Below are 19,057 nucleotides of genomic sequence, written 5' to 3' on the forward strand. Positions count from 1 at the left end.
GCGCAGCCTCCACCACATAACCTCCACAGCGCCGGAACCGCCCACGCCACGCGCGTCACATCCGCCCCTTGTGCCCCACAGGCTCCACAATCGCAAGCGGGCTGCGGCGACAATGTCCCAAATCTTCGAGTTATTGAAAATAGCAGGTGTGCAGCCATTTCGCGCAACGCACTGACCTGCATAAACAGAACAGTTATATCCTAAGACGTGGAATTTGGGACATCACCGCCTCGCATCACGCGCCATCACCCCCTCGCATCACGCGCCCTCACCCCCCGAACTACACGCCCAACCCCCGGTATGTCACACACTGCAATCGCGGTAAGTTAGCATGTGAAACTAAACAGCGTTCAAGAGCGATATGCCCCCATGACTCGCCAAGACGCGCCATGACTCGCACGAGAACTAGAGGAGACCGACGATGACTACTGCGGAAACCAATACCGCGAAAACCCCCGCGACCGAGAACCCAGCGAAAATCCCCGCGACCGAAAACCCAGCACAAACCCCCGCGGCCGACACCCCAGAAATCCTGAACCTCGCCCGCACGAAGGTTCTGGAAAACGGCGAGCCCCTGAACTACGAGGAAACCCTCCAGGTCCTGCAGCTCGGCGACGAGCACCTGGACGAGCTCCTGGACCTGGCTCACCAGGTCCGCCTGAAGTGGTGCGGCGATGCGGTGGAGATGGAAGGAATCATCTCCCTGCAGACCGGCGGTTGTCCCGAGGATTGCCACTTCTGCGCCCAGTCTGGCCTGTTCGAGTCCCCGGTTCGTTCCATCCAGCTGGATATCGCCCAGCTGGTCGAGGCTGCGAAGCAGACCGCCAAGACCGGCGCCACGGAGTTCTGCATCGTCGCCGCGGTGAAGGGCCCTGACGAGGACCTCATGAACCAGATGGCGAAGGCCATCGCCGCTATCCAGGCGGAGGTCGACATCAACGTTGCCGCCTCCATCGGCATCCTCACCCAGGAGCAGGTTGACCGACTGAAGGAGCTCGGCGTCCACCGCTACAACCACAACCTAGAGACCTGCAAGAGCTACTTCCCCGAGGTCGTCACCACCCACACGTGGGAGGAGCGCACCTCCACCCTGGAAATGGTCCGCGACGCAGGCATGGAGGTCTGCTGCGGCGGCATCGTCGGCATGGGCGAAACGGTCGAACAGCGCGCGGAGTTCGCCATCGACCTGCAGAAACTTGACCCCACGGAGGTCCCGCTGAACTTCTTCGATCCGCGCCCGGGCACCCCATTCGCGGACCTCGAGCCGATGCCGGTCAACGATGCCCTGCGCACGATCGGCGCGTTCCGCCTGGCCCTCCCCCGCCAGCTGCTGCGCTTCGCGGGCGGCCGCGAGCTGACCCTGGGCGACCTCGGCGCAGAAAAGGGCCTGCTGGGCGGCATCAACGCCGTGATCGTGGGCAATTACCTGACCACGCTGGGCCGTCCCGCTGAGCGCGACGTGGATATGCTCGGCAAGTTGCAGCTGCCGATCAAGGCTCTGAACGCAACGCTGTAGGCGCCTGACCGTGACTTCCTCGATGCCTCTTAGCGAACTTACTGCCCTCTATGTTCTCGGCGGTATCCCTTTATATGACGCCCACACGGGCCAGCCACTCGATACGTCCGACGGCTCTTTGCGCGTCGGTCGCGGGGCTCTTGCACAGGCGAGCCGCGGAGCTCTGGCGGGTTTGGAGCCGCCACGCTTCTGCCCGCTGTGCGGTCGGCGCATGAAGGTGCAGGTGAATCCGATGGGCTGGACGGCGGAGTGTTCCCGGCATGGTGACATGGATTCGTCGATTGTGATGGATGTCTAGCTTGTGGCACGTAGGGTGGAATCACCGCTAGTTCTAGTGCCAAAAGTTCCAGCACAAATTGCATCCAGCACAGACTCCACCACACAGATTCCACCGAAGAAAGGCAATACCCGGACCATGGCAGCACCTGAGATTTCCGCCAGCATTGACGTCAACGCTCCTGTTAGCAAGGTCTGGGAGCACGTCACCGACTTGTCAGCGATGGGCAAACGTAGCCCGCAGTGCAAGAAGATGATCCTACTGAAGGGGCGCGGCGGTAGCAGCGGCTCAGGTGCGGGCACGGCCGGCGCAGGCGCGGGCACAGCCGGCTCAGGTGCGGCCCCAGCGCCGGGATCCATCACCATCAACCTCAACCGCCAGGGCTTCCTGTGGTGGCCCACGTGGGCGGTGGTCACGGAGGTCCAGCCAGGCCAGGTCTTCGAGTTTAAGATCCCGCTGAATGGCTCCCACTGGCGCTTCGAGCTGACGGAATCGGCCGACGGTTCCCGCACCACCCTCACGGAGAAGCGGCACATCCCGGGCGGGAACACCTCCCTGATCTCCCGCGCACTTGTGGCGACCGCCCTGGGCGGGGAGAAGAAATTCGAGGCTGGCCTCCAAGAAGGAATTGAGCAAACTATTCGTGCCATTGCAAGGGAAGCTGAAGGCCTTTAGGTACAGTTCACTTTCGTGAGTGATCAGACGAACCTATCCGCCGCCCCGTGGCCACGATCGAAAATCATCGCAGCCTGGGCGCTGGTGCAGACGGTTATCGTCGGTATCCTTATCTTCTGGCCCTTCGCAAACGGCGATCCGCTGTACTACTTCCGCAACTCCGTGAAGGAGCCAACCCGCCCCCAAAGTGGCGCCATCCCCCTGTCCGAGTACCCGGATGCAGGACTGTGGCCAGTGCGGGCGATCATCCAATTGTGTGGGGATCATACGCGCGTTTTCCTGACCCTCTTCTCGGGGTTTTTGTTAGCCCTGAGCACGGCGTTTTTCTTTTACCTGCTACGCCGCAGCCACCGGGCCGCCCTGTTCTGGACGGCCTTCTCCGCCGCGGCTGGTCCCATCGCCTACTCCCGCCTGGACCTGATCCCCGGCCTTCTGGTCGCAGTCACCGCTGCGGCGCTTTTCACCCATCCAAAGATCGCCTCGGCTCTGCTGGGGTTCGCGGCGATGTCGAAGCTCTGGCCCGCCGCCTTGGCCGCGGGTCTGGTGGATAAGTGGAACCGATCGGCCACATGGACCCGGCTGGCAACCTTCGCGGGCACGATGTTGGCCGTCGGCGCGATAACGTGGCTGACTTCTGGCTGGGATCGCCTGGTCTCCCCTCTGACGTACCAAGACGTCCGCGGCCTGCAGATCGAGTCGATCCTGGCCACTCCCCTCATCGTCGCCGCGGCCATCGTCCCGGGGCGCTGGCACATCGCCAAAGCCCCGTCAAAGAGCTTCGAGATCTTCGGCCCTGGCGTGGATCAGCTGGTTTTCGTCAGCTCTGTGCTGATGCTCGGAACGGTTCTGTTCGGCCTGGGTTGGGCTCTGTGGCGCTTTCTTTTTGACGCCTGGTCTCCCCGCAGCACCGCCCTCTTCTTCCTGTCCATGGTGCTGCTGCTGATCATCTCCAACAAGGTGTTTTCCCCGCAGTACGTCGTGTGGTTCGGCCCGCTGCTGGCCGTGTTGATAGTGAAGCTGTCGCCGGAGTCTCAGTCCGCACAGGAAAACGAGCCTGTGCTTGATGACCAGCACGCGCAAGTTCGCGAGCCCGCACAGGATGGCGAGCGCGCGCAGGACGTTCTCGGAGAGCTGCCCCGCCTCAGCGTCATCGCTGCCGCCCTCACTACTGTGGTGTTCCCTTTTACCTACAACCTCCTCTTCGAGGGGCCGCATTGGTTCGCCGCGCTCGTGCTTGCTCTGCGCAACATCCTGATGGTGTACATCACCTTCTTGGCGATCAAGCTCACCATCCGCGAAGGGCTTAAGTCGCGAGTCTCCGGCGGGCTGGGGGCTGTGGGCGTCCTAAAGAAAAGAAAGACTAGGAATAGTAGCGAGCGTTTCGATCCCGCGAAAGCCACATTCCGCAGAAACCAAGCGCCCACACGGTAGCCACGGCCAACCAGGCCGCACCGAAGTTACCCCAGGTGTAGTGGCCATCGGGGGCCTGGACGTTCAGCAGGATTCCGACGGCCTGGGCGCCGATCATGCCCGCGACCCAGCCGCCCATGTTCGCCAAACCCGTGCCTGTGGCGACGAAGCGACGGTCCACCTTTTCGCGCACAGAGTCGAAGCCCAAGTTCGCAACGGGCCCGGTGAAGCCCATGACCACGTTCATCAGGCATGCAGCCCACAGCGCTCCCGTCGGCGCGGAGGTGAAAAACCACAGCCAGCCCAGCCAGCCGGTGATGGAAAAGAGCATCACCACGTACATGCGGCGGCTGTAGAAACGCGCGGATAGCAGGCCTACGATCGGGCCGACTGCCACAGAGGCGAGGGTGCCCAGGGATAGTGCTAGACCGGCCTGATCCTTTGGTAGCCCCATGCCCAAAGTCATGATCGGCAGTCCCCATAGCAGCGTGAACACCACCAGAGCTCCCAGGCCGGTCCAGTGGATGAAGAAGGCGTGCCAGCAGACTCGGTTGGTCAGGACATTCGCCAGGATCGTCTTGACGGGCAGGCGCTGGGCGGGCGCGGCGGGTACGGCAGCCTTAGCGGACGCGGGCTTAGCGGGCTCGGGCGCGTCCTTCACCAGCACTCCCGCGGCCATGGCCAGCAGCGCACCAACCGCGCCGAGGCTGAGGAAGCCCACCTGCCAGCTGGTCGCGTGCAGCAGACTAAGGAAAGGCACGGCCGACAGGAACTGGCCGAACTGCCCCACCGCGCCCGTCAGCTGCCCCATCAGCGGGGCGTGGCGCAGCGGAATCCAGGCGGGGATCAGGCGCATCACGGACAGGAAGGCCGTGGCATCGCCCGCTCCGATCAGCATGCGGGCGCCGATCGCCACTGGATAGCTGGTGGTGCACGCCAGGATGAACTGCCCCAGCGCCATCACAAAGGCGCCCGCGACCATGAGTTTCCGCGGCCCGAAGCGGTCGATCAGCAACCCCACGGGGATCTGCGACAGCGCATACACCGCCAGCTGCAGCGCGGTGAATACCGCCAGTTGTGCTGCGTTGATGTGGAAGCGGTCGATCGCATCCACGCTGGCCACGCCGAAGGAGGTGCGCCCCGTCACCGCCAGGGTGTAGCACAGCACTCCGGCTGCCCACACCAGCAGCGCCCGGCCGCTGAGTTTGTCGGCACTTGGGTTGTCTTTCTCTCTTGCCGTCACTTGTCCAACGCTACTCGTCGATAAATAGATAAACTCATTCACCATGAGCTTTACCCGTCCCTTTAGCAATCGTCGCCGAGTAGCCGCCGCCGTTGTCGCGTTATTGGTCGTGATCGCGTTGCTTGTGTGGGCGGTGGGTAGCTTTTCTGGTGATGACGCCCCCTCGGCCTCCAACGGCACCAACTCCAGCGAGGGCACCGGCGGTTCTGCTTCGTCTTCGTCTTCGTCCTCAACGCCGAAGCCCAGCAAGAAGAAGGAACCGAAGTCGGAGGACGAGGGTGATCCATCGGTAGTTCCGGGGCAGGTCGGGCAGACGGGAACGTTCAACATGGACGGCCCCGCCCCGGTGCAGGGTGCGACTTTTGCATCTATGCCTTATGCGCTGCCACTGAACCCGGCGGGTCCGCAGAACACGATGGTGCGCTGGGTGGACGGCTGGGGAGTATCCCCCGCCGATGCGAAGAAGGGCACGATGTACGTGCTGGGACACGCCTGGGGTTCCGCCCCACTGGTGTTTAACCCGCTGAGCGAGGCCGTGACCGCCGACGTGAACCTGAACGCCCCGGCGAAGACCGTTACCGGTACGGATGGGAAACCGGTGAAGCGCTACTCTTCGGACGTGCTAAACGGGGCGCGAATCAAGATGCGCGATGGCGCGAACCACCAGCGCACCTGGAAAGTCACCCGCAGCTGGCTGGTGGACAAGAACGAGGCCATTGTCGACCCGGACATCATGGACGACAAGCGGCCGGGGCGGATTGTGTTGATCGCCTGCTCGGTCTCCGGAACCAGCGACCTGGGCTACAACGTGATCGTCGAGGGTGAGCTGGTCTAGCCGCCGTAGTCGATGCCGACGTCCTCGCCCCAGAAGATCCTGTCCACCACTCGGTGGGCTTTGCGGGTTTTCTTCAGGTAGTCGTCCAGGAACTCCTGAGCCTTCTCCGGCGGCCAGTGGGCGGCAGCCGCGACGTGACGCAGCTGGTCGCCGTGGCTGGGCAGCTGATCCTTTCGCTTGCCCTTGACCAGCACAATCGCATTGCGGGCAACAGTGGCGGTGAGCCACGCTTCGCGCAGAATGTCGGCGTCCGACTCGGCGATGAACTCGCCGCTGGCGAGCTCGCGCAGCATCTCCAGGGTGGAGGTGTTACGCAGGTTCTGGGCATCATCCCCGTGCTGCATGGCCAGCAACTGCACCGTCCACTCCACATCCGTCAGGGCACCACGGCCCAGCTTGGTGTGGGTCTTGCGATCCGCCCCTCGGGGCAGACGTTCGGAATCCACGCGGGCCTTCATCCGGCGGACTTCCTGGACGACCTTGTCGTCCACGCCACCCGGCGGGTAGCGGAAGTCGTCGATCATGCGCAGGAACTCGATGCCCAGGTCCTTGTCACCGGCAATCCAGGTGGCGCGCAGCAGAGCCTGCATCTCCCACGTCTCGCCCCACTCCTTGTAGTAGCGGCGATAGGAATCCAAGGTTCGAACCACCGGGCCGTTTCGGCCCTCTGGGCGCAGATCAATATCCACATCCAGCGGCGGGTCCTGGCTGGGCCTGCCCAGCCGCGTGCGTACCGAGTCACAAATGGAGGTAGCCCACTTCAGCGCCTCTGATTCGTCCGCTCCTTCGACAGGCTGAGCGACAAACATCACGTCGGCGTCCGAACCATACCCCAGCTCCGCACCGCCCAAACGACCCATCCCGATGACGGTAATGCGGGCGGGCGCATTGGCGACGTTTTCGTCCTCCCAGAAACGAATCTCGGCGCGCAGGGCGGCCTCCAGCACCGCGTCCCACACCCAGGACAGGGACACGCAGACCTGCTCTACATCCATGAAGCCCAGCAGGTCAGCCGCGGCGATGCGGGCCAGCTCCGCGCGGCGCAGGGAGCGGGCGACGGCGATCGCCTTGTCCGGGTTCAGGTGCCGACCAGCGGCCGCGACCAGGGAGTGGGTCACCACCTGCGGCTCGCGAGCCAGGAACTTCGGGCCGGTGGCACCATCGGACAGAACCTTCACGGAATCCACCGAGTTGAGGAACAGCTCGGAGGCATAGGGCGAGGTGCCGAGGATGTGCATCAGGCGCTTGCCCACGATGTTTTCATCGCGCAGCAGTCGCAAGAACCAGCTGTAGTCGTGCGCGGCCTCCGACATTTTGCGATAGTTCAGCAGGCCGGCATCCGGATCAACGGTTTTGCCGAGCCATTCCAGCAACGTGGGCAAGATGATGGCCTGGAGTTTTGCCTTGCGGCTCTTCCCCGCTGCTAGCGCGCTCAAGTGCTCAAATGCACGATCCGGGTACGCGTATCCCAAGGCGGCAAGCTGGCGCTTGGCGGCCTCCGGAGACAGGCGAATGGTATCTGCCTCCATCGCTGCCACCGAAGTAAGCAATGGGCGGTAGAACAGTTTCGAATGCAGGTGGCTGACCTGTAGGTTAACGCGCTTGACATCCGCGGATAGCTGCTCGTCCATCGACCTGGTGCCCTCCGGTCGGCAGCCGGCTGTGCGACCCAGCCATACACGTGCGCGGATGTCCTCCTTGGGCGGCAGGGTGTGGGTGCGCTTAAGGCGCTGTAATTGCAGGCGGTGCTCAAGCAGGCGCATGAACGCATAGTCTTCCTGCAGGCTCTGGCAATCTGCCCGGCCGATATAGCCACCTGCGGCCAGAGCATTCAACGCGGAGACGGTGGAGCGGGTACGCAAAGATTCGTCGGTGCGCCCGTGCACCATCTGCAGAAGCTGGACTGCAAACTCGATGTCGCGCAGGCCCCCGGGGCCCAGCTTCAGTTCGCGGGCGCGGAGCTCGTCCGGGATGTTCTCGATCACGCGGCGGCGCATGGCTTGGACGTCCGGGACGAAGTCCTCGCGCTCGGCGGCCGACCACACCAGGGAAGCCAGGGAGTCCACGTAGTCCTGCCCCAGCTCCATGTCGCCGGTCATTGGCCGGGCCTTCAACTGAGCCTGGAACTCCCAGGTTTCGGCCCAACGGTTGTAGTAGTTCACATGCGATTCCAGGGTGCGCACCAGCGCACCGCTCTTGCCCTCGGGGCGCAGTGCCGCATCCACCTCAAAGAACACGCGAGTGCCGATGTTGATGAACTCCCCTGCCCAGCGCGTAGCCTTCGGGTCTGCGGGTTCGGCAACAAAGATGACGTCCACGTCCGAGATGTAGTTCAACTCCTGCGCACCGCATTTGCCCATGGCTAGTACGGCAAGCCGGGCGGGTTCCTCGTCGGCGTCATACACCTGCGCACAAGCCACTGCCAGCGCGGTGGTCAGGGCAGCATCCGCAGCATCCGACAGGCGTCGGGAGACCAGCTCGAAGCTGACTGGTTTGCATGGCTTCTGTCCGCGCTGAACAAAAGTGCCCGCCACATCCACAGCGGCGATGCGGGCCAGGATTGTGCGATAGGCAAGGCGCATGGCGTCGTCGGCCTGCGAACCGGTAACGGCTGCGCGGAACACCCGTTCACCCGCGCCCTCAACGCGCGTCGCCTCGACGCTGTCCAGCATCAGCTGCATCATCTCTTGAGAGGTGGGCATGCCCGATTCCAGCTGCTTCCACTCCTGCGGATGGGCGACAATGTGATCACCCAACATCGACGATGCACCGAAAAGCCCCAGTAGCCGCACGGCGAAGGTGCGGGACTCGGCAATGCGATCCAGCAGCTCAGATGCCCCATCACCCAGCGCCTCCACCAGGCGAATCAAGTTATTCAGCGCCAGATCCGGATCCCCCGTCGCCGCGAGCGTCCACATCTGCTCCGCGTGCTGGGTATCCACCCAGCCCAAGCGCTGCAGGTCCTCCTGCGCCTTGGGGTGCGTCAGCCCCAAACTGCGGGCGTTGGGCACGGAAGATCGCGAGCTGCGTGGGCGGGTCATAAAGTGCAGGTGCTCCTGGGGTTAGTGAAGGTGAGTACGTGAGGGCGTCAATAAATAGATCAATAAAAGAGAGTCAACTAAGGAATCAGAAAGACAAGTTATTCCGCAGCTCCCACGGCGTGATCTGCGACTGGTACTCGTACCACTCGCGCCACTTGTTGCGCAGGAAGTACTCGAATACGTGCTCGCCGAGGGCATCGGCGACCAGCTCGGAACGCTCCATCTCGCGCAGCGCGCTGTTCAGATCAGACGGCAAATCCTTGTAACCTGCGGCGATGCGCTCGCGGCGGGTCATGCGGGAGACATCCTCCTCCGCCGGGGCGGGCAGCTCGTAGTCCTCCTTGATGCCCTTCAGGCCCGCTGCCAGCAACACCGAATACGCCAGGTACGGATTGCACGCGCTATCCGGCGAACGCACCTCCACGCGACGGGAAGCCGCTTTGTGCTGCGTGTACATCGGCAGGCGCACCATCGCGGAACGGTTCGACGCACCCCACGCCGCCGCGCGCGGAGCCTCATCACCGGACGTAATGCGCTTGTAGGAGTTCACCCACTGGTTCGTCACCGCAGTGATCTCCGGCGCGTGCTCCAGAATGCCCGCGATAAAGGACTTCGCGGTGCCCGACAGACGCAGTTCATCATCCGGGTCGTGGAAGGCATTGGTATCCCCCTCGAACAGCGACATGTGGGTGTGCATAGCCGAACCGGCATGTTCCTGGAAAGGCTTCGGCATGAACGTCGCCGCCACTCCATTGCGGCGGGCTACCTGCTTAATCAAGTAGCGGAAAGTCATCACGTTATCTGCCATCGTCAGGGCATCGGCATAGCGCAGATCGATCTCCTGCTGCCCCGGCGCGTTCTCGTGGTGAGAGAACTCCACCGAAATACCCATGTGCTCCAGCGCACTAATCGCGTGGGCGCGGAAAGCCGGCGCATCGTCCGTGACGGCCTGGTCAAAGTAGCCACCATTATCCGTCGGCACGGGCGGGTAGCCATTGGTCTCTAGCTCCTTGACCAGGAAGAACTCAATCTCCGGGTGCACATAGCAGCTGAAGCCCTGGTCCGCTGCGGCCTTCATCTGGCGGCGCAGAACCTGGCGCGGATCCGCCCACGAAGGGGTGCCATCCGGCATCGCAATATCGCAGAACATGCGCGCCGACAGCTCCCCGGTATCGGATTTGAAAGGCAGGATCTGGAACGACGACGGATCGGGCTGTGCGATCGTGTCGGATTCCGCCACGCGCGAAAACCCTTCAATCGCCGAGCCGTCAAAGCCGATGCCCTCCTGGAACGCCCCCTCCAGCTCCGCCGGCACCACCGCCACGGACTTGAGGTACCCCTGGATATCCGTAAACCAAAGGCGGACGAAGCGGATCTCGCGTTCTTCCAGCGTGCGCAGAACATATTCCTGTTGGCGATTCATAGAACCCATTGTAAGAGCTTCCCTCTTCGCCGCGCCCCCTTTCCTGGCCTTCGCCGGTGGCCGGCTCGTTGGTGCTGGGGGCGTCACTTAGAATGAACAGCATGACTGCAACATCTGGAACATCGGGCTCCACCCCCACCGGCTACCTGGTCCCCACCAAGAAGGTGCGCATCGCCGACCTGAAGGCGCGCAAAGGATCCGGCGAGCCGTTCGCGATGCTGACCGCCTACGACTACTCCACCGCCGTCGCCTTCGCCGAGGCCGGGGTGGAGATCATGCTGGTCGGCGATTCTGCCGCGAATGTGGTCTTTGGTTACGACGCCACCCAGCGCATCAGCATGGACGAAATGGTCTACCTGGTCGCCGCCGTCGTCCGCGGGGCTGGCAATGCCGTTGTGGTCGCTGACCTGCCCTTCGGCACCTATGAGGCCTCGGACGAGCAGGCCGTGAAGGCCGCCACCGAGATGCTGCATCGCACGGGCGCCCACGCGGTGAAGATCGAAGGCGGGGTGCGGATGGCGGATCGCATTCGCGCTATTACGGACGCCGGTATCTCCGTGTGCGCACACATCGGCTTTACTCCACAGTCCGTCAACCAGCTGGGAGGTTTCAAAGTGCAGGGCCGCGGGGCTGGGGCCGAGCAACTGCTGGCCGACGCCCGCGCCGTGCAGGAAGCCGGTGCCGACATGGTGGTGCTGGAGATGGTGCCCGCGGACGTGGCTGCTTCGGTAACTAAGGAGCTGGCCATCCCGACGATTGGCATCGGCGCAGGTCCGGACTGTGATGGGCAGGTTCTGGTGTGGCACGACATGGCTGCCTTCCCGGCCGGTGGGCACCGTCCGCGCTTCGCTAAGCAGTGGGCTTCGGTGGGCGCGGATATGACTGCCGCCGCGGCGGCCTACAAGCGGGAGGTCGCTACGGGCGAGTTCCCGGCGGCGGAGCACTGCTTCTAGGCCTGCTGGACTGGGCTGGCGCCCCTTCCCAAAACGCTAAATGTCGTTAAAGTGGGAATTCGTCTTCCCGAAAAAATCTTTCCAGAAACTAAAACTGCTCTGACCTGCAGTTTTGCGGTAATCGCAATTGTTGCCAATAAAGTTTTACCACTTTAACGACATTTAGCGCGCCAGCCACCGCCGGTCACCACGCCCACGCGCCACCGCCCAGCATCATCAGCCGCCAACAAACACCGCCAGCCACCGTCAGCCGCCGCCAGCCACCACTAGCTTCGCCCAGAAATGTAAATCTTAAGCCGAACCGGCATGCCGCCGCCAGGCGAGTTTTCTAAATCCATCCCTACACTTTCTCGAATATATTCTGGCCTCTCCCCAAAATGAAAATGGGGATTTAAACTAAACTCTTTCCCTCCCTTAACAGCATGAACACCGGAATCCAGATAGCCGCCGCAGAGGATTGACTTCTCATGCTTGTCATCCCCTTGATCCCTACATCCCACAAGGTCATACTGCATTAACTCTGGGTCACTAGACAAAGCGTCTTGGATCTCTCGATGGTACTTCTCCAAAAATGTCTTCTTGGTGTGATCCATTCTCACAGTGTTCATTGGGGAATCTTCCGACACCATGGGAACCGCCCTCCCATTCCCATATTTATCCAGCGCGTAGATTTTGGATGATATTCCACCCGGGAACAGCACTAATTTGAAGGACAACGGAACAGAAATCACGTATATCGCAAAGGACAGAGCAAAGATAACTGACCACATACGGGTTTGCCTGCCGGGGTTCTTTTTTCTCCAAATCGATCTGGAAATCAAAATTATGATTGCCGCCCAGGCCATAATGCTGGACAGAACAGTAAAGAGGATCAACCCGTGAAAGATGAGATCTAAGACATTAGCCCCTGGGGCAACATCAGAGACGTCAAAAGTCCGATAGAAAACATTCACGTCCACACGCTTTTTGCCCCTTTATTACGCCTGCACATAGTGACCTGCCTTGAACTGCGCGTTTGATCAACACTTAGGACAGTACAACAATACTGGGCGGTTGGGGTTAGATGGCGTCCAGAATAACGAAGATGGCAGCGACAAAGCCGCAGATCAAGACAGCCGCAGTGACCGCGACGACCGAGCCGACGTTTGCGGTGAGGCGTTCGGCGCGCAGACCGGCGCTGAAGCGTAGGTAGCGGCGGCGTTGGGTCAGCAGAATTAGCGCCGCGAGCAGCATCAACACCCCGGCCGCGGGCAGGACGACCACTCCGTAGCGGCCGATCCAGCGGAACAGCAGGGCGCTGACGACCAGCAGCGCCAGCAGGGTGCGCTGCCACGACAGGCTGGTGCGCTCCGGCTGAAGCCCCAGGTCAGAGTGCGGGCGCGTCACTTACAGCTCCATCCCGAAGTCGCCGAAGATCACAAACCCCAGCGCCACGGCGCAGGCGACCACGGCCACGCCCGCCAAGAAGGGCACGATCGCGGGCACAGGCAAAGCCTTCCCGGTGCGCATGGCACGTTCCACGCGAAGCCAGCGCACCGCCGCACCCAGCCCGATCAGCATGCCGACGAGCAGCACCAACACAGCTGCGCCGCTCCACAGGTGCTCGGGGACGCTCGGAGAACGGAACGCTTCCAAAGCTACGCCACCGGCAAGAAACGCCAGGCTAGTGCGGATCCAGGCCAGGAAGGTCCGCTCGTTGGCGAGGGTGAAGCGCGGGTCGGGCTCCTCCCCTTCGGGCAGTAGCGTGCGCGCCAGCCACGAGCGCTCGTCCGCGCCGCCAGTGCACGAGCGCTCGCCCGCGCCTGTGCTTCCCGAGCCGCTCGAGCCCGCGCCCGCGCCGCCAGCGCTCGAACCCGCGCCGTCCGAATCCTTAGTCGTCATTCTCTTCCACGTCGTACTCCTCGGCTTCCTTGGCGCGCCGCTGCGCGGTCTCGATAGCCGACTGGGCCTCCTCGCGCGAGTCGTAGGGCCCCATGCGGTTTTCCCAGGCGCCTTCCTTACCCTGGCTGACCTGCCCAGTCTTCGTGTCGTAGTACCACTTCTGCGCATCGTTTTCGCTCATATGCCTATGTGTACCACACGCACCGGACAGCCCCCGCGCTAATCCGCTGGCCAGGCGAAACGCACCTTTCGCGCTGTGGGTTCGGCGATGACCAGGGTTACTTTTACTGTTGACGCCTCGTCCGGGCCGCCAACACAAGTCGTCAAGATGGGCGGCTGTTCGACCAGGATTTTTGCTTTGTCTGCGCCGTCGCTATGCAGGACGGTGGCGTTGAAGTTCTGGCCGACCCACGGTTGCAGAACGACTGCCTCGGTGAGGTTCAGGCAGGCACGGTCGACGGCGCTAGCCGTCTGGCCACTGGACTTCATCGTGCTGAGCACCTGGTCTACGTTAGCGGTGACCCACTCCGGGATGGGCTGGGAGTTCGCGATCGCCAGGCAAACCTCCGTGGCGAAGCGGTCCACCAGCCGGCGCAGTGGAGCGGTGACGTGCGCGTAGTGGCCACCGATGCCGGCGTGGATACTGGGCTCCGCGTCGGCAGCCTCGCCCGCACTGCCCGCGCTGCCCGCGCCGTCGGCGCCAGCTGGCTCCGCGTCCGCCTCAGCATTCCCGTTGACCAGGCCGAAGTGCTGGTACCCCGCCCCGCGCAGAAGAGTCTGCGCGTCACGCATGAGTGCCATGCCGCGCGGCGTGGAGGCGTCAATATCAGCGAGCAATTCCCCGATCGAACGACCGGAGCGATCAAAGCCCAACGCGCGCGCACCATTGTCGAACGCGGCGATTTCCTTGTCTCCGGCGGGAGGCAGGGTGCGCAGGATGCCGACTCCGGCGCGAACCATCATCTCGCCGGCGCACATACCCGCCAGAAGGGAAAGCTCGGAGTTGAAGTCGTTCATCTCCAGACGCTCGTCGATGTCCAGGACGTAGCGCTCGGTGCCGTCGTCGCTTTCGGTGCGCTCCACGGAAATCGAAGGTAATCGCAGGTTGATGGCCTTTCGACGCAGGTCAGAGGACTGGCGCGCCCGGCCAACCTCCGGCAGCTGCGCGATGGCGGGGTGAAGAGTGCCACGCTTCATGTCGGCCTCAACCTCGGTGTAATCGAAGCGCTTCACGGAGCGGATCAGTGCGCGGTAGACGGTGCACTCCGCGACCTCACCGTCGGCACGCAGCAGAATATCCCACACCACGGCGGGGCGGGTCTGGTCCGGCAGCAGCGAGGCACTGCCCTCGGACAGCTCCGCGGGGTGCAGACGGGTCGGCTCGTCGGGCAGGTACATAGTCTGGCCGCGCTGCAGGGACTCCGCCATCAGAGCCCCGGCCGGGTCGACAAACGCCGCAACGTCCGCGATGGCGTAGCGCACGCGCCACCGGGCCGCGCCGCCAGCCGGGTCCGCGCCGCCGCCAGCCCCGCCAGCCGCGCCAACCCCTCCAGCCCCGTCTGCGTCCTGGATGTTCACTGCCTGATCCAGGTCCATCGAACCGGCCGGGTCGATCGTCACAAAGGGAACATCCAGCAGGTCGCGGCGCTGATCCGCATACCGGTCGGTGGCGTGCAGCGCCTCGGCGTGGACATCCTCCGGGAAGTGTTCCGGCAGTTCGAACTCCTCGGCGATGGTGCGGAAGTTCAGCTCGGCGGCGAAAAGTTTCATGCCTTCAAGAGTGGCACAACCGCCCTGCCCGCGGCAGCCCAACGCCCCGCCCCAGCCCCACCCCAAAAGATTTTTGCGTCGAGACGACCTGTGAGCCGGATTCTGTCCTATCCCCCGCCCGCCCCGCAGCACCTATGGCACGCGAGGACAGCGTGGGACGAGGCGATCATCCATCTGAGCGCACCATTGCTGATGGCTTCAAGCGGCCTACCTGCTCATTGTTGGGCGGGCAGCCCTAGAGCTACGCCGCACGTCTGCACTATCTGGGATAGCGCGCGTGCGGGCACCTTGACCTTGCTCCCGGTGGGGTTTACCTAGCCACCCCAGTCACCTGGGGCGCTGGTGCGCTCTTACCGCACCTTTTCACCCTTACCCGCCTGTGGCGGGCGGTTTGTTTTCTGTGGCACTGTTCCCGCGGGTCGCCCCGGGTTGCTGTTAGCAACCACCGTTGCCCTGTGGAGTCCGGACTTTCCTCCGCGCCCGGCCTGCCCCGTGTGCAGGGTGGTTCCGCGCGCCGCGATCGCCCGGCCGTCTCGACAAGGGTTAACTCTAGCGCACCGTTTCTGTATCCAGGAAGTGCGTATCGTTCACCCGTCGCACTACTGCACTGTCTTTATTCTGGACGCCCACTTCTCCCCCGCGGACCGCCCCATCGGCACCGAAGATCTCGATGACGGAAAGCCCCGCCAGGTCCAGGTGCAGTGTGCGGTAGATGGCACCGCTTGCGCACAGCGCGTGGCGCAGGATGGATTTGATGGGGGTGACGTGGCTGACCAGCACGACGTCCTCGCCCGGGTGGTTGCGGGCTACGTCGCGGAAGAAGGGGCGGACGCGGGCGAGCACGTCATCGGGGCTTTCGCCTCCACTGGGGGCGGCGGAGCTGTCCCAGAGGCAGGCGTCGTGCTCGAGGGGGAATTCGTCCATGACCTCGGCAAAGGTGCGGCCTTCCCAGTCGCCGAAGTTCATCTCAATGAGGGCCTCGGTGGTGTGGACGCGGGACTTATCTGCAGCGCCGCCTGCGGTGCCAGTTGCGTTGCCAGCGTCACTGGAGCCACCAGCCCCGCCGGCGTTCGCAAGTGCCTCGGCCACGGCTTCCGCGGTCTGGCGGGTGCGCTTCAGCGGGGAGCTGTAGATAGCCACCGCGCCAGCGCTACCACTTGAGCCAGCAAGCTGCCCTGCCACGTACGCTGCAGCCCGCTTGGCCTGCTCTTGTCCGTGCGCGGTCAGCTCCGGGTCGGAGAGTCCGGAGAACTGCCGCTGAACACTCATCTCCGTCTGTCCGTGACGTAGCACCCACAGGCGCGTCGGCTTCCCGCCGGGGTGCCATTCCGGCGAGCTTGCGGCCTCCTGCGCCGGAGCCGGTGCCGTCCCCTTCGGTGCAGCAGGAGCCGTCTGCGCCGGAACAGCTGGCGTCGCCTGCGCCGTGGCAACCTCCGCAGACTCTGCCCCGGCCCCCGCGCCAGCGCTCGCTGAATCGGCGGCAGGTTGGAACGAGAGGGCGTCATCAAACCAGCGACCCCCAACCTTGTCATCCATGGCGCGGTTGGCCAGCTCGTCGGCGCGCTTGTTCTGCGCGCGCGGCACCCAGTTATAGGTGACGGCGGCGAGGGTCGCTTCCAGCTCCTTCACCCGCGCGGCCAGGGGCTTCATGTCGGGGTGCTTGATCTTCCAACGGCCGCTCATCTGCTCGACGACGAGTTTGGAATCCATGCGCACCTGGATCTCCAGCTCGGACGGCGCGGCACCGCGCATTTTCGCGACTTCGATGGCCAGCTCCAGGGCGTTGATGAGCCCCTGGTACTCGGCCACGTTGTTGGTGGCCTTGGCGATGAACTCCCAGCGTGCGGCGACTTCCTGGTCGCCATCCAGAACCGAGCTGCCACAGCCAGCGATGCCCGGATTACCGCGGGATCCTCCGTCGCATTCCACGTCTAAGCGCATCATTCATCACCCTCGTCTACCGAAAACCATCGTCTGCCGTCTTGCACAACCTCGCGCCGCCGTGCGCGATCTTCACGCCACTTTATCGCAGCAGCAGGACATTACATTCAGGGCACCGCGGCACTTCCCCGCTACCACTGTCGGCCAGCGCGTCGAGCTCCTTCATCGACAGTGGGTCGAGCTCCATGAAGCACGCCTGGCACGTCCGCCCTTGCAGCTCTGCGGCCCCCACGCCATGCTCGGACATCTGCTGGTCGTAGGCCTGTAGAAGGCCAGGGTTCGTGTCCTCTAGCGCTGTTCGCCGCTGAGCTAGCCGCGCCTGGATCGCAGAGATATCCGCCTGCAGCGCACTGGTCGCCCGCTCTACGTCGGTCCGCGCGGCGGCGATGTCCGCGTCGATCTTCGCGTGCGTCTGGCTATCGGCCTGCTCGGCAGCAGTGTTGGCTCCGCTAAACAGCGACTGCACCTTCGCGGAGCGTTCCAGCCGCTGTTCCATCTCCCGCAAGCGGTCGCGAGTACTGCGCAGGTCGTGCTTTAGATCCCGCCGCCGCTCGGGGTCGGTCTGCGCGCTGAGCCCCGCCACGTTGGCGCGCTCGCGCTCCTTCAACTTCGCCACGTCCTGGCGGAGGCGCTGCACCGTCGCCTGGTCACTCCTGACCTGCGCCTTATTCAGCACATTTTTACGCTGCTCCGCCCGCTTCTTCGCCAGCAGCTCCTCCAGCGCCGCCTGTTCAGGCAGAGAATCCAGCCGCGCCTGTGCGATCCCCAGCTCCTCCTGGTCGCGCGCCAGGTCTGCCAGTGTGTGTCGGTCCTCGCTCGTCCAGCGCATCGCAGTAACCCTCCTATTGTTCGTGCACGGTCCACGGATCGGTGCGCACGTCGATCACTGTGGTCTGTGCCTTCGTCGCTTTCTTAATGACGCCCTCCGCCTGGAAACACCACGGAAACTCGCTGGCCCAGTGGGCGGTATCGATGACCGGGCATCCGCCCATGCGTAGGTGTTCATCCACCGGGTGGTGGCGCAAGTCGGAGGTGACGAAGCAGTCCACATTCATTTTTGCGACTTGGCCCAGGAAGCTGTCGCCGGCGCCGCTGGCGACGGCGACGGTGCGGATCATGGTGTCCGGGTCTCCGGCTGCGCGTACGCCCCATTCGGTGCGGGGTAGGCGCTCGGCCACGCGGGCGGTGAACTCCCGCAGAGTCATAGGGGTATCCAGCTCGCCGACGCGCCCGATGCCCAGCTGCTGATCGGCGGGCGTGGGCAGGGAGGTTTCCACGCAGTCGTAGGCCGGCTCCTCGTAAGGGTGTGCCTTAATCAAGGCCGCACGGATGGCTTCCCGCTTCGCGGCGGGGGCTACGAATTCAATGCGGACCTCCTCGACCGTCTCGACCTCCCCCACCGCGCCGAGGTGCGGATTCGCGCCTTCCGTAGGCAGGAACTGCCCGGTGACGGAGAACTCAAAGCAGGCCTGTTCATAGTCACCCTGCGCGCCGCCGCCTGCGGAAAAGATGGCGGATTTCACTGTGGGGGCGTCATTAAGAGGAACGGTGAAGCCCCACTTATCGGTGCCGGAAGGGATCGGCCGCAATGCTGCGCCCGGGGTGATGCCGAGGAGTTCGGCAAGGCGATCGTTCACGCCAGGGCGGGCGGAATCGGCGTTCGTGTGCGCGGCGAACAGAGCGATGCCGTGGCGGATGAGCTTGTGGACGATGCGGCCCTTCGGGGAATTGGCGGGCACCGCGGTGACGCCGCGGAGCAGCAGCGGGTGGTGGACCACGAGCATCTGCGCGCCCTGGGCGATGGCGGCGTCCACGACGGCATCGGTGCAGTCCAGGGCGAAGGCGACCTTGTCGGCGGGCTCGGCGGGGTCGCCGCAGATCAGGCCGACTGCATCCCAGGATTCGGCGAGGTAGGGCGGGTAGGCGGCCTCCAAGGCGGCGACGACGTCAGCGACGGTGGTGTTGGCGGCGGAGGTCGCGGCGGTTTCGGTCGCGGCGGTTTCGAGCGCGGCGGGTTTGGTAGATGACTCTGGCACGGATTCTCCTGGGGTACTGCTTTGTGCTGCTGGCACTAAATGCTGCTGGCACTGCT

Annotated in this window: 17 protein-coding genes and 1 other RNA gene; 6 read left to right on the forward strand and 12 right to left on the reverse strand. The window is 63.8% G+C overall.

All coding sequences use genetic code 11. From position 1 onward, the window contains the following. Nucleotides 1-421 precede the first annotated feature (421 nt). From bioB to L8U58_RS06020, 4 genes are all read left to right on the forward strand, one after another. Nucleotides 422-1,516, forward strand: a complete 1,095-nt coding sequence (gene bioB / locus L8U58_RS06005; protein ID WP_237744587.1) for a biotin synthase BioB — start codon at nucleotides 422-424, stop codon at nucleotides 1,514-1,516. 22 nt (nucleotides 1,517-1,538) lie between these two features. After that, nucleotides 1,539-1,814, forward strand: a complete 276-nt coding sequence (bsaP, locus tag L8U58_RS06010; RefSeq protein WP_034993682.1) for a biotin synthase auxiliary protein BsaP — start codon at nucleotides 1,539-1,541, stop codon at nucleotides 1,812-1,814. 117 nt (nucleotides 1,815-1,931) lie between these two features. Beyond that, complete coding sequence (locus tag L8U58_RS06015; RefSeq protein WP_034966194.1) at nucleotides 1,932-2,468, forward strand: SRPBCC family protein; 537 nt, start codon at nucleotides 1,932-1,934, stop codon at nucleotides 2,466-2,468. Between the two features lie 15 nt (nucleotides 2,469-2,483). Beyond that, complete coding sequence (locus L8U58_RS06020; protein ID WP_155272501.1) at nucleotides 2,484-3,899, forward strand: glycosyltransferase 87 family protein; 1,416 nt, start codon at nucleotides 2,484-2,486, stop codon at nucleotides 3,897-3,899. On the opposite strand, the gene L8U58_RS06025 is transcribed toward L8U58_RS06020, so the two are convergent. Then, a complete protein-coding gene (locus L8U58_RS06025; protein WP_269954909.1) occupies nucleotides 3,829-5,121 on the reverse strand; it encodes an MFS transporter in 1,293 nt (430 codons plus the stop codon). The genes L8U58_RS06020 and L8U58_RS06025 overlap by 71 nt on opposite strands. A gap of 43 nt (nucleotides 5,122-5,164) precedes the next feature. Here L8U58_RS06025 and L8U58_RS06030 point away from each other — a divergent pair, with 43 nt between their 5' ends. Continuing rightward, nucleotides 5,165-5,956, forward strand: coding sequence for a sortase family protein (locus tag L8U58_RS06030; protein WP_034977033.1), 792 nt, complete (start codon nucleotides 5,165-5,167; stop codon nucleotides 5,954-5,956). Here L8U58_RS06030 and L8U58_RS06035 read toward each other — a convergent pair. Beyond that, entirely contained in the window at nucleotides 5,953-8,997 is a 3,045-nt protein-coding gene (locus L8U58_RS06035) for a bifunctional [glutamine synthetase] adenylyltransferase/[glutamine synthetase]-adenylyl-L-tyrosine phosphorylase (RefSeq protein ID WP_034966201.1), read from the reverse strand. The genes L8U58_RS06030 and L8U58_RS06035 overlap by 4 nt on opposite strands. An 85-nt stretch (nucleotides 8,998-9,082) precedes the next feature. Beyond that, on the reverse strand, nucleotides 9,083-10,420 hold the full coding sequence (locus L8U58_RS06040; RefSeq protein ID WP_034966224.1) for a glutamine synthetase family protein: 1,338 nt from the start codon (nucleotides 10,418-10,420) through the stop codon (nucleotides 9,083-9,085). Between the two features lie 92 nt (nucleotides 10,421-10,512). On the opposite strand from L8U58_RS06040, the gene panB reads away from it, so the two are divergent. Continuing rightward, the gene (panB, locus tag L8U58_RS06045; protein ID WP_034966204.1) at nucleotides 10,513-11,373 is read left to right on the forward strand and encodes a 3-methyl-2-oxobutanoate hydroxymethyltransferase; all 861 of its coding nucleotides are present in this window, start codon (nucleotides 10,513-10,515) and stop codon (nucleotides 11,371-11,373) included. A gap of 266 nt (nucleotides 11,374-11,639) precedes the next feature. Here the strand turns inward: panB and L8U58_RS06050 are convergent, their stop codons facing one another. From L8U58_RS06050 to L8U58_RS06090, 9 genes are all read right to left on the reverse strand, one after another. Further along, nucleotides 11,640-12,326 (reverse strand): hypothetical protein, encoded by a 687-nt coding sequence (locus L8U58_RS06050; RefSeq protein ID WP_269954910.1) that lies wholly within the window; start codon nucleotides 12,324-12,326, stop codon nucleotides 11,640-11,642. Nucleotides 12,327-12,432: 106 nt separating this feature from the next. After that, nucleotides 12,433-12,759 carry a DUF202 domain-containing protein gene (locus tag L8U58_RS06055; RefSeq protein WP_269954911.1) on the reverse strand — a complete coding sequence of 109 codons (327 nt, stop codon included), beginning with the start codon at nucleotides 12,757-12,759 and terminating at the stop codon, nucleotides 12,433-12,435. Then, entirely contained in the window at nucleotides 12,760-13,128 is a 369-nt protein-coding gene (locus L8U58_RS06060) for a YidH family protein (protein ID WP_255463675.1), read from the reverse strand. It abuts the gene before it with no gap. 115 nt (nucleotides 13,129-13,243) lie between these two features. Further along, the gene (locus L8U58_RS06065; protein ID WP_269954912.1) at nucleotides 13,244-13,435 is read right to left on the reverse strand and encodes an SPOR domain-containing protein; all 192 of its coding nucleotides are present in this window, start codon (nucleotides 13,433-13,435) and stop codon (nucleotides 13,244-13,246) included. 38 nt (nucleotides 13,436-13,473) lie between these two features. Beyond that, complete coding sequence (locus L8U58_RS06070) at nucleotides 13,474-15,024, reverse strand: RNB domain-containing ribonuclease (RefSeq protein WP_269954913.1); 1,551 nt, start codon at nucleotides 15,022-15,024, stop codon at nucleotides 13,474-13,476. A gap of 75 nt (nucleotides 15,025-15,099) precedes the next feature. Further along, an RNA gene (gene rnpB / locus L8U58_RS06075) (RNase P RNA component class A) lies at nucleotides 15,100-15,560 on the reverse strand. 13 nt (nucleotides 15,561-15,573) lie between these two features. Beyond that, a complete protein-coding gene (locus L8U58_RS06080) occupies nucleotides 15,574-16,965 on the reverse strand; it encodes a bifunctional RNase H/acid phosphatase (RefSeq protein WP_269954922.1) in 1,392 nt (463 codons plus the stop codon). An 82-nt stretch (nucleotides 16,966-17,047) separates the two neighbouring features. After that, nucleotides 17,048-17,794, reverse strand: a complete 747-nt coding sequence (locus L8U58_RS06085) for a C4-type zinc ribbon domain-containing protein (protein ID WP_034966286.1) — start codon at nucleotides 17,792-17,794, stop codon at nucleotides 17,048-17,050. A gap of 13 nt (nucleotides 17,795-17,807) precedes the next feature. Then, on the reverse strand, nucleotides 17,808-19,001 hold the full coding sequence (locus L8U58_RS06090) for a Nif3-like dinuclear metal center hexameric protein (RefSeq protein WP_269954914.1): 1,194 nt from the start codon (nucleotides 18,999-19,001) through the stop codon (nucleotides 17,808-17,810). Between the last annotated feature and the right edge of the window lie 56 nt (nucleotides 19,002-19,057).

It is taken from the genome of Corynebacterium macclintockiae (assembly GCF_027570165.1).
Lineage (GTDB): Bacteria > Actinomycetota > Actinomycetes > Mycobacteriales > Mycobacteriaceae > Corynebacterium > Corynebacterium macclintockiae.